Below are 14,154 nucleotides of genomic sequence, written 5' to 3' on the forward strand. Positions count from 1 at the left end.
CCAATTATTTTGTTTGGCATTTTGCAACATCAGATAAACCTGAAGGCCACTCCGTATTAGGATCAAGTCTTACCCAAGCCACACCAGGAAGACCTGTTTTAACGTGAGTAATATAACATCTTAACAATTCTGGGCTTAATTGAGCTTTAACTCTAAACATCAATTTTTGACGCTCATCTTTGGTTTCAACAGTTTTAGGTGTAAATTGTGCCACACTTGAAACAAATGAAATTTTTGCTGAAATCGCTTTATTCGGAAGCGCATCAAGTACTAATCTTACTTCGTCGCCAATACCTACTTTACCGGCAATGGTTTCTGGTAAAAAGAAAGTCAAATAGACATCAGAAAGATTAACCAGATTTAGTACCTTACCACCTGATGGTAAAACCTCACCGAGTTGCGCAATACGATATTGAATCCGACCATCAACCGGCGCAGTTAAAGTACTGTCATTAATATCAGCTTGAATTTGATTAATATTGGCTTGGGCAACATTGATTGCTGATTTAGCACTTTCTACCCCAGCTTGGGCGGCTTCAATAGCCGCATCTGCCGCAGTCACTTGTGATTTAGCCGAATCTAGTGCAGCTTTGGCACTATTTACTTTAGCGGTATCATCATCAAATTGTTGCACAGAAATCGCCCCTTTTTGATAAAGAGTTGCCGTACGTTGTAAATGTTTTTGGGCGATATCTAAATCACTCTCTTTTTGAGTGACGCCAGCTAATGCCGCAACCTTATCACTCATCTTTAAAGCAACTTGGGCTTTTGAGGTAGCTTCATTACTCATTGCTTGTCGATATTGTGCTTGAGCTTCATTTAGCTGAGCTTGCAAAGTATCCGTTTGCATAATGACTAAAGGCTGACCTGCAGTAACAAAATCACCTTCATCAACATTAATTTTTTCGATTCTCCCGGCTAATTTTGTCGAGATGTTGATTTCAGTCGCTTCGATGCGCCCGTTACCACTGGTAAAATCGGAACCATAACCATCAGGTTTTAATTGCTGCCATAAGATAAAACCGAGAGCAAAAACCGCAACGACAATAATAATCCATTTTTTGCTTATTTGTTTCATGAATAATACCTATTCTAAAGTGCCCAAATTATCATAACTATTAACAAAAAATTTAACTGTTATAAGCTATTTATTTTCAATTAATTCATAATAACAGATGTTTTTTACAAATAAAATCGACTCTGAAAGCAAGCGCAGTAAATGCTAAAAAAAACAATTTATAATTTTGAGCGTAATTGAAACTAGTGTAAATTCTTAGTTATTTAGAAAGGAAAATTAATATAACCTCTGACGAGTATATTGTAGATTAATAGAAGAAAGTCATTAGTTAAAGGTAGAAAAGTAGCAAACGAGAGTTAATCATCAAACTCCAAATAACAGTAAGCTTTATTTGGAGTTTGATGATTAATGTTGAAAAAAATTATAGATCAGGTCTAAAACGTCTTAATTCTTTTATCGGAATATCGCCCTGAATAGTACATTTAATCGTCATTTCATAACTATCTTTATCCACCCCGATAAAGAATAAACTTTCAGCAGTACCTTTTGCTGGCTTGGTGTGGGTTATAACATAGCGATTTTGAGACCAATAGCCATTTTTATAAAAAAACGCATTGGCAATATTGATATCAGTATTTTTAGGCTTTTCCCATTCAATCCAAGAAAATGCTTTTTTAATCTCTTCTAATGATGCATCGGTAGTAAAACCCCAATAATGGAACTGTTCTTCATCATTAGTGAAATCACTATTTTCTTCATAGCTTTCTAATTTCACACCATTAAAAATGATAGGTGGATCAAATTTTATGCTCTTTTTTCCTGACTTTCCTTCTGGTTTAACGGCAAATTTACTGTAACCAGTAGGTAAAGCTTCAATCGGAAAATATTGGTGATAGTTTTCTTTATTTAAATCAGAAAAAAAAGTTCTATCACATTGAGTAAAACTTTTTAATAAATCTGTAACGTCATCATCAAATGATGAATTTTGTGCGCTTACCAAAAAAGGTGCAAATAATCCAATTAAACAAAATGATTTAATTTTCACTTCCCATTTCCTTGTTAACGATGAATGAAAAATTTTTTTACTTTATGTCGAGGTAAAATAAGATATTATATAAGTAATTACAAGCAATATTTTCGTTAGCTTGATGAAGTATTAACAAAATTATAACATTAAAAACTTTCAACTAGTAATATAGCTAGACGTTTTTTCTTAAATAAAGGTGATTTTATGGCACTTCCCTCTTTTTTGACTATCTATAACGAATTGATCTCTACCCCAACAATTAGTAATGTAACCAACGAAAAATTAGACTACTGCAATAGGCCATTAATTGACAAACTAGCAACTTGGTTTACCGATTTAGGCTTTAGTGTTGAACTTCAAGCTGTGCCTAACACCCGCAATAAATACAATATGTTGGCAACCTATTCAAACAGTGAAAATCAAAGTCAAGGAGGCCTATTACTAAGTGGTCATACTGACACGGTTCCTTTTGATGATGGACAATGGACCAAAGATCCCTTTAAATTAACCGAAGAAAACAATAAGCTTTATGGATTAGGTACGGCGGATATGAAAGGATTTTTTGCCTTTATATTAGATGCTTTACGAGATATCGATCTAAAAAAACTCACTAAACCAATTTATGTCTTGGCCACCGCTGACGAAGAAACGTCCATGGCAGGCGCTTCATTTTTTGCTGAGCAAACAAAATTAAAGCCTGACTGTACTATTATTGGTGAACCTACCTCATTAATTCCGATACGTGCCCACAAAGGATTTATATCTAATGCAATTAGAGTCATTGGTAAGTCTGGCCATTCAAGTGATCCGGACAGAGGCATTAATGCCATCGAAATCATGCATTTGGTGATTGAGCAATTGCTTCTTTTAAAGCAGAAATTCAAAGAACAATATCATAATGATGGATTTAGTGTCCCCTACCCAACGATGAATCTAGGTGTTATTCATGGAGGTGATGCTGCCAATCGTATTTGTGGTTGTTGTGAACTGATTATTGATATCCGGGTATTACCTGATAATGATGTTGACGCAATCTACAATGCACTTTGTCAAGCATTACAACCTGTTATGGATCAGTACCCAAATCGAGTTTCCATCGAATATGAGGTCGCGCCGATTCCTGGTTATGAATGTAAAAAAGATCATCCCGCTTTAACGCATATCGAAAAACTTGTTGGCCACAGCGCGCAAACCGTTAACTATAGTACCGAAGCACCGTATCTCAATCAAATTGCCCCGACCATTGTTTTAGGCCCTGGTTCAATAGAACAAGCCCACCAACCGGATGAATTTATCTCAATGGATTTTTTAAAACCAACTAAGTTAACCATTGAAAATTTAATTAAAGATTTTTGCTTATAAATAGATACATTCGTCGACACAGTCGGCGAAAAAGCTTATCGCAGTATAGGTAATAATTAAATATCTCGAGATTTAGACGATATTGACTTGGTAATATTTTTTACAAAAACCCTCTTTTTCTTCTTACCTATAGCGTTAAATGATCAATTTATCTCAATCGATTTTTCAAAACCAACTAAGTTAATCATTGAAAATTTGATTAAAGATTTTTGCTTATAAATAGATACATTCGCCGATACAGTCGACGAAAAAGCTTAACCCAGTTAAAGAGAATAATTAAATATCTTGATATTTAAATAATATAGATTTGGCAATATTTTTTACAAAAACCCTCTTTTTCTTCTTACCTATAGCGTTAAATGAGCAATTTATCTCAATCGATTTTTCAAAACCAACTAAGTTAACCATTGAAAATTTGATTAAAGATTTTTGCTTATAAATAGATACATTCGTCGACACAGTCGACGAAAAAGCTTATCGCAGTATAGGTAATAATTAAATATCTCGAGATTTAGACGATATTGACTTAGTAATATTTTTTTCAGATCTATTGCTTAATTAATCTAACTCATCATCTTTATGAATATTTCCCCATTGGCAAAGCATATCTAAAATAGGTACCAATGTTTTGCCTCGTTCTAACAATCCATATTCAACTTTAGGCGGAATTTGAGGATATTCTTTTCTAAAAATTAATTTATTTATCTCTCTCCATCTCTTTTAGAGTATTACTCAATGTTTTAAAAGAGATTTCCTTTATGTTTCGTTTTAGTTCATTAAAACGCATAGATGGTTGATTTTCATTTAACCAATAAAGAATAACGATCTTGTATTTTCCTCGGATCATCGAGAGCGTGTAATTAAATCCGCTATTCTCAAAATTGCCTTCTGCACAATGATGATTTTCCATATTTACGCTCTCCTTAAAGATAGTACGTAACGATAATTACCTTACTTTAAAAATAGTTGTATCAATACTACTATGAATACAATATTTATCACAATAAATAGGAATAGTTAAAAATGAAACATACTTTAGTAATTGTTGCTCACCCTGATTTATCATCATCAAGCGTTAATCGCTGCTGGTTTGATAGATTAAAACAATACAAAGAACAAATAACCATACATGATCTCTATTCATGTTATCCATCCTACCAAATAGACACTAAGTTCGAACAAAAGCTAGTTGAAAATCATCAAAATTTAGTGATTCAGTTCCCAATATATTGGTTTAATTGTCCGCCATTGTTGAAACAATGGTTTGATGATGTTTTTACATATGGATGGGCTTTCGGTGCCCTAGGCGATAAATTGAAAAATAAAAAAGTCACTTTAGCGGTTTCTGCCGGTATAAAGAAAACTGATTATTGCCAAACAGGAAAATATCAATCTACGCTTGAAGAAATACTAAAACCTTTCGAATTATTAATGAATTACGTTCATGCCGATTATCAACCGATATTTGCAATTTATGGCGCTAACAATGAGCCTGACTATCCAGATAAAATTACCTTGAATGAGATAAATAAAAGCGCGGATGATTATATTAATTGGATGAAAAGATTAGGAATGTTAATCTAAAAGGCATAACTGCTACCAACGTCTTAAATAAAATGGTATAAACTACTCAATATTTTTTACCAAACAACATCTTAGACTGATAAAAATACACGAGAAAAGTCATACTTTAGCTTCAACTTTGATAAGTTTAATTAGCAATGGCCGACGATGTCGGCGTGACTGATTAAATTTGAATATTAGCAAAATCAGTGGCAATTTCAGTATTAGCAAAGATGCTCCTAGCTTCAGTAACCAGTTTTTGATTATCTTGTAAACTATACCTAGGGCTAATATGCGTTATGATTAACCGTTTAGCATTAGCTTGTTTAGCTATGCTAGCGGCGTGCACTGTCGTTGAATGTCCTCGCTCAATAGCTTTTGCCTCAAGAGCTTGCTCTTGAGTGGCCTCATGCACTAATAAATCGACGTTTTCAGCTAAATCAACGGACGCTTGACAAGGAATGGTATCACCTAAAATAGCTAATTTTTTACCTTGTTTAATAGCACTTTGATAATCCTTACCATTAATTGTTCTACCATCTTCTAAAGTAACGGTTAAACCTTCTTTTAAATGAGCATAATGTGAACCTATTTGGATGTTATCTTTTTTTAATTTATCAATATCCAATTTTGCCGGAAGATCCTTTTCAACAATACGATAACCAAAACTAGGCACTCGATGTTGTAATAATTTGGCTTCGACGCGAAATTTATTATCTTCAAACACTAAGCTATCTTGTTCAAGTTCAATAATATTTAAAGGGTAAGTAAGCCATGAAGAACTAATTTCAATCACTGTTTGAATAAATTGTTTAATACCTTTAGGTCCAACTAACGTTAATGCCGATTGCTTTTGCATTAATGAACGAGAGGTCAAGACACCTGGTAGACCAAATAGATGATCACCATGCAAATGCGTCAAAAAAATCATTTCCAATTTAGATAAACTAAACTTAGCCTTTTGCATTTGCAACTGCGTTGCTTCACCACTATCAAACAGCCATAATCTCCCTCGTTCTTGTCGAAGATCAAGCATAATACTACTTACATTACGTTCAGCGGTTGGAGAACCGGCACTTGTTCCTAAAAAAGTTAAATTCATACCAAAATCAAATTGTGATTGAAAATCTTATTATATACTGAGAATAACTATTGATAATTCTATTTTGTCATAAAGAACGGAAAAATTTTTATAGTAGCACCTTTGGTCATTAATTCCTTTATAGCTGTAGGATAAAGCAAAAATGTTGATATCGCTAAAATTAGTAGAATAATTTAAATAATGATTTTATCTTCTACGCGGTTTAATTAAAATTAGACCAATAAAGATCAAGTTGTTTTGTTCGTTGAAAATTTAGTTCGGCAAGGCAAGAGAATTTAAACATATTAAGCGCATTTTCAATTGCCCCACCACCTAACGAAAACGCAAAGTCACACTGCAAATCACGATATTTAATAAATTCTTGGTTAGTTCTTTTCAGTTTGGTTTTAGCAATTATGATGTATTGTTTGTTTTCATACCAATTGGTAAGTGCGTCGGAAAATTTCTGCTGCGATTTATGTAATTCAGCTTGACTGGTATAAAAAATTTTTTCTCAACATTTAGTCAATTCTCCTTCTGAAGAAGTAGACCCACTACAGTAACTGCGTAATTCAAGCTGATTTAAATCAGCCAACTTCGATTAGCATAAATCTGTAGTGGCACAGAAATAATAAATATAGTCATTAATTTTATTATTTTCATAACACATTGAAACTCAATTTATAGTGCAGAATTTAGTTAAATTCGTGATTTTTAGTATAGATTAGACGTTTTTACGTTCAATGGTCTGTTCGCCCCAGAAGAGCTTATCAGCTTTAGTTTTAGCGAAAGCGCGTTGTAATACTTCATCGCTGCCTTCTTCCCAAATTTGTTCTGCTAATTTTTCATCATCATTAGCTAATTCAAAAATAGCCTCGGCAATTTCGATAGAAGTTTCACGAATGTTTGCCCAAGAACGAATATCATGGATTTCTTTTTTGGTACTATTCATTTTTATTCTCCTTATTTGCTAAGATTACAGGTAAAATAAACCCAATTGAAACAAAACACAATAGGCGGTATTTTTTATGCTGACAATTATCTCTCCATCCAAAACGCTTGATTATCAAAGTCCCCTCACCACCCAAACCCATAGCTTACCCGAATTTTTGCAATCGACAAAACAACTTGTGGCGGTTTGCCAAAAACTTAGCAGTGATGACTTAGCTAAATTAATGTCAATCAGCCCCAAACTGGCTACCGCCAATTATGAACGTTTTCAAAACTGGCAGGCTGATTTTAATTTTGATAATGCAAGACAAGCTATTTTGGCTTTTAAAGGTGATGTCTATGAGGGGTTGCATGTTGAAGATTTTAATGATGGTGATCTAAAATTTGCCCAATCCCATTTACGCATTTTATCAGGATTATATGGTTTATTACGACCACTTGATTTAATTCAGCCCTATCGTTTAGAGATGGGGATCCGTCTTAAAAATGGTAACTATACTAATCTATATCAATTTTGGGGAGATAAATTAACCGATAAACTCAATGATGAATTAGCCAAATCATCGCAGCCAACATTAATTAATTTAGCTTCTAACGAATATTTCAAAGCAATCAAACCCAAACAGCTAAAAGCCAAAATTATCCAACCGATATTTTTAGATAAAAGTAAAGAGGATTATAAAGTGATTAGTTTTTACGCCAAAAAAGCACGTGGCTTGATGAGTCGATTCATTATAAAAAATAGCATTAATAATAGTGACGATATTAAAAGTTTTAATTTGGCAGGTTACCAATTTGATTCACAACGCTCAACTGAATTAGAATGGTACTTTACCAGAAATCACGCATAAAAGAGTCATGGAATTTCTAATCACATTATGGCAACAGTTTTTAACAACTTTGCCTCTGTTCGTTTTGATTTTATTAGGTTATATAGCGGTAAAAGCAGGCCGTTGGCAAAAAACGGTAACAGATAGTGTTACCAAATTTACCTTCTATATTGCCTTTCCGATTATGTTATTTCAGATTATGAGCCACTTTTCCGAACATTCTGAAATTGACGCCAATCTTTTATTGGTCTTTTTTGGTGGCTCATTTATGGTGTTTGCCTTAGGTTGCTTTATCGCCGTTAAATTTTTCAAACTAAATGGCTCACAAAGTACCATGTTTGCGATGGGGGGAATTTATACTAATACGGTGTTTGTCGGTATTCCAATTATCAAAATGTTATTAGGTGAAAAAGCCATTCCAATTGTGGCCATTATTGTAATCTTTAATGCTCTCATTTTATGGACATTAGCAACCGTATCGATTGAATTTGTACAGATGGGCAAACTATCAGCTAAAGGCTTTATAAAAGCGTTTAAAAATGTATCAAAAAATCCAATTATTATTGGTATCTTTGCAGGAATTGTCGTCAATTATGTGCGAATTCCACTACCATTCTTTATCAATCAAGCAACAAAGATGGTAAGCGATATGACCGCGCCACTCTCATTAATTGTATTAGGAATGGGACTTGCTGAATATAAGATCCGCGATGACTTACCGATCACCATAACAATCTGTATTTTAAAACTGTTCATCTTACCTATTGTTACCTATATCCTAGCAATACTGGTGGGATTGCCGCTATTAGAGCTGCAGGTTATCGTATTATTAAGTTCAGTATCAATTGCGATAAATTGTTATATGATGGCAAGACAGTTTGCGGTATTGCAAGGGCCTATTGCTTCGAGTTTATTGATATCGACGGCATTATCATCTGTGACAACGCCGTTAATTCTATCAATAATGTTACAGTTACCTTTTGCTTAGAGAAGATTATTTCGATCCTTTGAATTTATGATGAAGAATCAAGGCAAAAACAATAACGGCACTACCTACAGAAAACCGGCTCCAATCAATCGATTGGTGCCATATAATGACATTGACTAAAATTCCGGTTGGAATAACCAAATTATTCATAATCGCCAGTGTACCAGAATCGACTTTAGTCGCACCTAAATTCCACAAGAAATAACATAAGCCTGAAGCTATAACACCTAACCAAATAATAATCCCCCACTGTAATTGCGTGGTGGGGAGTTTGTCAGTATTACCAAATAATAACCAACCAATAGTGGCTACAACAATCGCCCCTAAATAGACCCAAGCAAAAGCTTGATGTTGTGGTAATGGATAGAGTTCCATAATACGTTTATAGCCGACTTGCCCTAAAGCAAAGACAATATTGGCGCCCTGAATGAGTAAAAAGCCGATGATGAAATCTCGACTAATGTGATCATAACGGATAATTGCCGCACCAATGACCGCTATAATCGCCGTTAATAGATAATTAAGTCTTAGTCGATGTCCCTGCAGTAAATCATAGATGATGGTGACATAAATTGGCGTTGAAATGGTAAATAATAAAACCTCTGGCACCGAAATATATTGGAAAGAGTTGTAATAAAAGAAGTACATAATTCCTAATTGGCACGCACCTACCCCCATCAATAGCAGCATCTGTTTAATAGAGACATTTTTGAAACGTAAAAAAGGAATAAAGGTAATAAAAGCCAGCAAAACGCGCATGACTACCGCAAACCAAGTATCCACTTGGCCACTTAAATAAACCGCAATAAAACTAAATGAAAACGACCAAACAATAGTGACAAAAATAAGGTAATACATAATAGGATAATTGAATAATGATAAACAGGCACGCATCCTAGCAATTCATATCGCAGTTGTAAACCTTTTGAAATATAAATTGATTACAATACTTATACTTATTAATTTCTATATCGAATTATTAATTGATTGTCTTTTCAATGTAGATATATTTATTTTCATCCGTTATAGGAATATCGTCAGGATTCCACATATATTTTCTAGCAATTTTAAACAAAAACTTATTATCTTTGCTATAAATTGAAATAAAATATTTTGGATTGATATAAATTTCATCAAAATTTTCAGCATTATAGTTATTCAATATTGATAACTGTTCATTATCTGTAACGTTAGAATCCTGTAATAATTTTTTAGCTTCGTCAAACGAATAGATACCAGCTCTTCCATAATCAAGGTAGAAATGATTAACCAACTTAGTTTTATCCAAGATTAAAACATAGTAACCTGCTGTACCACGTTCAGACTCCCCCTCAATAAGAAACACGTTAAATAAATTATTTGCAGAACTTTTGTATAGATATGCATTGAATGAAGTACTGTCTAGGAAATCAGGAATTGCTATTGAAAAATCAAAGTTTTTCTTTGACTTTAAAAAAATTACATGACAATTATATTCCTCTTTATCTGGGAGCCAATCGCAACTAATTTGATTATCATCAAATGTCCAAGAGTCACCACTAATTTCTTTGAGGGGAATTTCATGATTATAATATTGCCAAGATGTTAAATTCTTATAATTTGTGGCTTCACATAAACCAATATTACCAATCATAAAAAACATGATAGCGAAGAAATAAGATTTCATGCCATATCCTTATCTAATTTTGAGAGCGATCTTTAACAAATTTAATTAGCTAACTAAATTAATAAATCGTAATATAAATAAACCCTATCTTAAGACATAGCGGCTAACAGATTACTGATATAGTTTAACAAATCAAAGATCCTCAAAAAAGTCATTTTATGGCATAATGTACGCCAATTCACATTTCAACGATTTTGCTTAAAATGATCGATATCTTCAAGGCAAAACGTATTAAAAACGAGAGAAAAGCTTAGTGTTAAGTACAAATAACATCACAATGCAATTCGGCAGTAAGCCACTATTTGAAAATATTTCCGTCAAATTTGGTAATGGTAATCGTTATGGATTAATTGGTGCCAATGGTAGTGGCAAGTCCACTTTTATGAAGATTCTTGGCGGTGATTTAGTACCAACATCAGGAAATGTTGCATTAGATCCCCATGAGAGATTAGGTAAATTACGCCAAGATCAATTTGCTTTTGAAGACTATAGCGTACTTGATACCGTAATTATGGGGCATACCGAGCTATGGCAAATAAAACAAGAGCGTGATCGCATTTACGCATTAGCTGAAATGAGCGAGGAAGATGGTTTTAAAGTCGCCGATTTAGAGACCCAGTACGCCGAAATGGATGGTTACAGTGCCGAAGCTCGTGCGGGTGAATTATTGTTGGGAGTTGGAATTCCTATTGAACAACATTATGGTTTAATGAGTGAAATCGCACCCGGTTGGAAATTGCGAGTACTTTTAGCCCAAGCCCTATTTTCAAATCCGGATATTTTATTATTAGATGAACCGACCAATAACTTGGATATCGATACCATTCGTTGGTTGGAAGATACCTTAAATGAACGCGAAAGTACCATGATTATTATATCGCACGATCGCCATTTTCTTAATATGGTCTGTACCCATATGGCAGATATGGATTATGGCGAGCTTCGAATCTATCCAGGTAATTATGATGATTATATGACTGCGTCCACACAAGCTAGAGAGCGACTATTAGCCGATAATGCCAAGAAAAAGGCTCAAATTAGTGAACTGCAATCTTTTGTCAGTCGTTTTAGTGCGAATGCATCAAAATCTAAACAAGCGACTTCTCGGGCAAGACAAATTGAAAAAATTAAACTTGAAGAAGTTAAAGCATCAAGCCGACAAAATCCATTTATTCGTTTTGAGCAAGACAAAAAATTATTCCGTAATGCTTTAGTTGTCGAAAATATAACTAAAGGATTTGATAATAGACCACTATTTAAAAATCTAAACTTAATGGTCGAAGTCGGCGAAAAAGTGGCTATTTTAGGGACGAATGGTATCGGTAAAACCACATTACTAAAAACCTTAATGGGCGAGCTAACGCCAGAGCAAGGTGATATAAAATGGTCTGAAAATGCCAATATTGGTTATTATGCGCAGGATCATGAATATGAATTTGAAGAAGATCTAACTGTGTTTGATTGGATGAGTCAATGGAAACAACCAACAGATGATGAGCAAGCCGTACGCAGTATTTTAGGTCGCTTATTATTTTCACAAGATGACATCAAAAAACAAGTTAAAGTCCTATCAGGTGGTGAAAAAGGCCGTATGCTATTTGGTAAATTGATGATGCAACGCCCTAATATCATCGTGATGGATGAACCGACTAACCATTTAGATATGGAGTCAATTGAATCACTGAATATGGCATTAGAGCTTTATCAAGGAACGCTATTTTTTGTTTCCCATGACCGGGAATTTGTTAGCTCACTTGCTAGCCGAATTGTCGAAATCACTCCAGAGAAAGTAATTGATTATACGGGTAATTACGAGGATTACCTGCGTAGCCAAGGAATTGAGTAAAACAAGATATCTTTCTATATAAATAGCCACATTTGTGGCTATTTTTAATTTAACGTTTGGAAATTAGAAATCTAATTCATCCCACCAAATGTCAATTAATTCACTAGTTTTGACATTTTTTAAGCCATGGCTTTCAAGCCACTTAGTGACAACGTCACGGTTTTCTTCGCTACAATTACCCAATTTTTGCGTACAGACGATCCCTTTCCAACTTAAATAACCACTTCCTTCATAGGCCAAACCGTTTGCTTGAATCACTTCAATGATAAATTGATCGACAACATTATCAATGGTTTCTTCACTGGTACCTTCGTCAAATGACCAACTTACGGTGAATCCTAACTCTTTAAACTCTTCGATATGTAATTTTTTTCTTAAACGACGACTACGATTAACCTTTGCCATAATAATATCCTTCTACTGTAGATAATTTAGTTAGTTTTAGAATATGTATGATGGCTAGATTGCTTCATACTATTCTGATTTTTTTTAGAAGTTGATGTTTTATCAACACCTCTTCTTTTTGCTGGAGCACGCTTTGTTGCTTTCTTTACCGGCTCCGCTTTAATTCGAGGATCAACTTCGAATCCTTGGGTAAAAATTTCTGGGATCGATGTTTTGAGCAATTTTTCAATTGATTTTAATTGAGAAAGCTCATCAATACAAACTAATGATATTGCCTGCCCTTGATTTTGAGCTCGCCCTGTTCTACCAATACGATGCACATAATCTTCTGCCACTTGTGGTAGTTCATAATTGACAACATGAGGTAATAGTTCAATATCTAAACCTCTGGCCGCGATATCGGTAGCGACAAGCGCTCGTATTTGTCCCGACTTGAAGTCAGCTAAAGCTTTTGTTCTTGCCCCTTGACTTTTATTACCATGAATCGCCGAAGCTTTAATACCATCTTTGGTTAGCTGTTCAGCCAAATGGTTGGCTCCATATTTGGTTCTGGTAAAAATTAATACCTGCTGCCATTGATTTTTACCAATCAAATAAGAGAGCAATTCACGTTTACGACGCTTATCTACCCGATGTACATACTGAGTAATTTGTTCTGATGCGCTATTGTCTTTAGCCACAGCAACAGACTCTGGTGATTTTAAAATGGTTTGCGCTAAAGCTTTTATCTCATCTGAAAAAGTCGCCGAAAACATTAAATTCTGTCGTTTTTTAGGTAATTTGGCTATCACGCGCCGAATATCATGAATAAATCCCATATCTAACATGCGATCGGCTTCATCCAGTACTAACACTTTTACCGAAGAGAGATCCACCGCATTTTGATGTACTAGATCCAATAATCGTCCTGGTGTAGCGATTAAAATATCCACTCCACCACGAAGTTTCATCATTTGCGGATTGATACTGACACCACCAAATACCACTAGGGAACGAATCGGTAAATATCGGCTGTAGTCACGAATATTTTCACCAATTTGTGCTGCCAATTCGCGAGTAGGAGCTAAAATTAATGCATATAAGCGACGTATACCTTTTCTCGGCTTTGCTTTAACGGCTGTTTTGAGTTGCATTTCATGCAATTTCTGTAAAATAGGCAAACCAAATCCGGCCGTCTTCCCTGTACCAGTTTGTGCACTGGCCATTAAATCTTTGCCTGATAAAATAACGGGGATAGCTTGTTGTTGAATGGGAGTGGGTTCAGTGTAGTTTTGCTCGTGGATGGCTTGTAAAATCTTGGTATCTAAACCAAGAGAGTCAAATGACATGCAATGATTCCTAAATAATCGAAAAAGTGAATAATATTAAGCATTATAAAACAATTTGATAATAATTGTTTTATTATTTTTTTTTAAAA

General features: G+C 34.4%; 13 protein-coding genes and 2 pseudogenes. 5 read left to right on the forward strand and 10 right to left on the reverse strand.

Annotation, left to right across the window (positions count from 1 at the left end; translation table 11 throughout):
- Nucleotides 1-4 precede the first annotated feature (4 nt).
- Nucleotides 5-1,078 (reverse strand): HlyD family secretion protein, encoded by a 1,074-nt coding sequence (locus AC5LXV_RS10460; RefSeq protein WP_493466379.1) that lies wholly within the window; start codon nt 1,076-1,078, stop codon nt 5-7.
- Between the two features lie 361 nt (nt 1,079-1,439).
- Entirely contained in the window at nt 1,440-2,063 is a 624-nt protein-coding gene (locus AC5LXV_RS10465; protein ID WP_110433420.1) for a hypothetical protein, read from the reverse strand.
- A gap of 186 nt (nt 2,064-2,249) precedes the next feature.
- On the opposite strand from AC5LXV_RS10465, the gene argE reads away from it, so the two are divergent.
- On the forward strand, nt 2,250-3,407 hold the full coding sequence (gene argE, locus AC5LXV_RS10470; protein ID WP_493466380.1) for an acetylornithine deacetylase: 1,158 nt from the start codon (nt 2,250-2,252) through the stop codon (nt 3,405-3,407).
- A 558-nt stretch (nt 3,408-3,965) separates the two neighbouring features.
- Here argE and AC5LXV_RS10475 read toward each other — a convergent pair.
- Nucleotides 3,966-4,317: pseudogene (locus tag AC5LXV_RS10475) on the reverse strand (winged helix-turn-helix transcriptional regulator).
- Nucleotides 4,318-4,430: 113 nt separating this feature from the next.
- Here AC5LXV_RS10475 and AC5LXV_RS10480 point away from each other — a divergent pair.
- Complete coding sequence (locus tag AC5LXV_RS10480) at nt 4,431-4,991, forward strand: NAD(P)H-dependent oxidoreductase (RefSeq protein ID WP_493466381.1); 561 nt, start codon at nt 4,431-4,433, stop codon at nt 4,989-4,991.
- A gap of 163 nt (nt 4,992-5,154) precedes the next feature.
- On the opposite strand, the gene rnz is transcribed toward AC5LXV_RS10480, so the two are convergent.
- The 3 genes from rnz to AC5LXV_RS10495 all read right to left on the reverse strand — a co-directional run bounded on the left by rnz (nt 5,155) and on the right by AC5LXV_RS10495 (nt 7,003).
- Nucleotides 5,155-6,072 (reverse strand): ribonuclease Z, encoded by a 918-nt coding sequence (gene rnz, locus AC5LXV_RS10485; protein ID WP_493466382.1) that lies wholly within the window; start codon nt 6,070-6,072, stop codon nt 5,155-5,157.
- 202 nt (nt 6,073-6,274) lie between these two features.
- Entirely contained in the window at nt 6,275-6,559 is a 285-nt protein-coding gene (locus tag AC5LXV_RS10490; protein ID WP_493467992.1) for a lysozyme inhibitor LprI family protein, read from the reverse strand.
- Between the two features lie 216 nt (nt 6,560-6,775).
- The gene (locus AC5LXV_RS10495; RefSeq protein WP_086364319.1) at nt 6,776-7,003 is read right to left on the reverse strand and encodes a YccJ family protein; all 228 of its coding nucleotides are present in this window, start codon (nt 7,001-7,003) and stop codon (nt 6,776-6,778) included.
- Nucleotides 7,004-7,079: 76 nt separating this feature from the next.
- On the opposite strand from AC5LXV_RS10495, the gene yaaA reads away from it, so the two are divergent.
- Together yaaA and AC5LXV_RS10505 are read left to right on the forward strand one after the other, a co-directional pair.
- The gene (gene yaaA, locus AC5LXV_RS10500; protein WP_493466383.1) at nt 7,080-7,853 is read left to right on the forward strand and encodes a peroxide stress protein YaaA; all 774 of its coding nucleotides are present in this window, start codon (nt 7,080-7,082) and stop codon (nt 7,851-7,853) included.
- A gap of 7 nt (nt 7,854-7,860) precedes the next feature.
- Nucleotides 7,861-8,820, forward strand: a complete 960-nt coding sequence (locus AC5LXV_RS10505) for an AEC family transporter (RefSeq protein ID WP_034882209.1) — start codon at nt 7,861-7,863, stop codon at nt 8,818-8,820.
- 6 nt (nt 8,821-8,826) lie between these two features.
- On the opposite strand, the gene AC5LXV_RS10510 is transcribed toward AC5LXV_RS10505, so the two are convergent.
- Together AC5LXV_RS10510 and AC5LXV_RS10515 are read right to left on the reverse strand one after the other, a co-directional pair.
- Nucleotides 8,827-9,678, reverse strand: a complete 852-nt coding sequence (locus AC5LXV_RS10510; RefSeq protein WP_493466384.1) for a carboxylate/amino acid/amine transporter — start codon at nt 9,676-9,678, stop codon at nt 8,827-8,829.
- Between the two features lie 121 nt (nt 9,679-9,799).
- Nucleotides 9,800-10,486, reverse strand: coding sequence for a hypothetical protein (locus AC5LXV_RS10515; protein WP_493466385.1), 687 nt, complete (start codon nt 10,484-10,486; stop codon nt 9,800-9,802).
- A gap of 253 nt (nt 10,487-10,739) precedes the next feature.
- Between AC5LXV_RS10515 and AC5LXV_RS10520 the strand changes: the two genes are divergently transcribed.
- Entirely contained in the window at nt 10,740-12,332 is a 1,593-nt protein-coding gene (locus AC5LXV_RS10520; RefSeq protein WP_493466386.1) for an ABC-F family ATPase, read from the forward strand.
- 63 nt (nt 12,333-12,395) lie between these two features.
- Here the strand turns inward: AC5LXV_RS10520 and AC5LXV_RS10525 are convergent, their stop codons facing one another.
- Nucleotides 12,396-12,737: a YggL family protein gene (locus AC5LXV_RS10525; protein ID WP_493444785.1), complete on the reverse strand. Its 342-nt coding sequence runs from the start codon at nt 12,735-12,737 to the stop codon at nt 12,396-12,398.
- 107 nt (nt 12,738-12,844) lie between these two features.
- A pseudogene (locus tag AC5LXV_RS10530) lies at nt 12,845-14,065 on the reverse strand (DEAD/DEAH box helicase); the annotation flags it as partial.
- Nucleotides 14,066-14,154 lie beyond the last annotated feature (89 nt).

Source organism: Gilliamella sp. LMG 34359, assembly GCF_984569085.1.

Bases quoted from the DNA above. Each gene is read 5' to 3' on its own strand.
- AC5LXV_RS10460 (WP_493466379.1), bottom strand. From the start codon at position 1,078: ATGAAACAAATAAGCAAAAAATGGATTATTATTGTCGTTGCGGTTTTT.
- argE (WP_493466380.1), top strand. From the start codon at position 2,250: ATGGCACTTCCCTCTTTTTTGACTATCTATAACGAATTGATCTCTACC.
- AC5LXV_RS10480 (WP_493466381.1), top strand. From the start codon at position 4,431: ATGAAACATACTTTAGTAATTGTTGCTCACCCTGATTTATCATCATCA.
- rnz (WP_493466382.1), bottom strand. From the start codon at position 6,072: ATGAATTTAACTTTTTTAGGAACAAGTGCCGGTTCTCCAACCGCTGAA.
- AC5LXV_RS10495 (WP_086364319.1), bottom strand. From the start codon at position 7,003: ATGAATAGTACCAAAAAAGAAATCCATGATATTCGTTCTTGGGCAAAC.
- yaaA (WP_493466383.1), top strand. From the start codon at position 7,080: ATGCTGACAATTATCTCTCCATCCAAAACGCTTGATTATCAAAGTCCC.
- AC5LXV_RS10505 (WP_034882209.1), top strand. From the start codon at position 7,861: ATGGAATTTCTAATCACATTATGGCAACAGTTTTTAACAACTTTGCCT.
- AC5LXV_RS10510 (WP_493466384.1), bottom strand. From the start codon at position 9,678: ATGTATTACCTTATTTTTGTCACTATTGTTTGGTCGTTTTCATTTAGT.
- AC5LXV_RS10515 (WP_493466385.1), bottom strand. From the start codon at position 10,486: ATGAAATCTTATTTCTTCGCTATCATGTTTTTTATGATTGGTAATATT.
- AC5LXV_RS10525 (WP_493444785.1), bottom strand. From the start codon at position 12,737: ATGGCAAAGGTTAATCGTAGTCGTCGTTTAAGAAAAAAATTACATATC.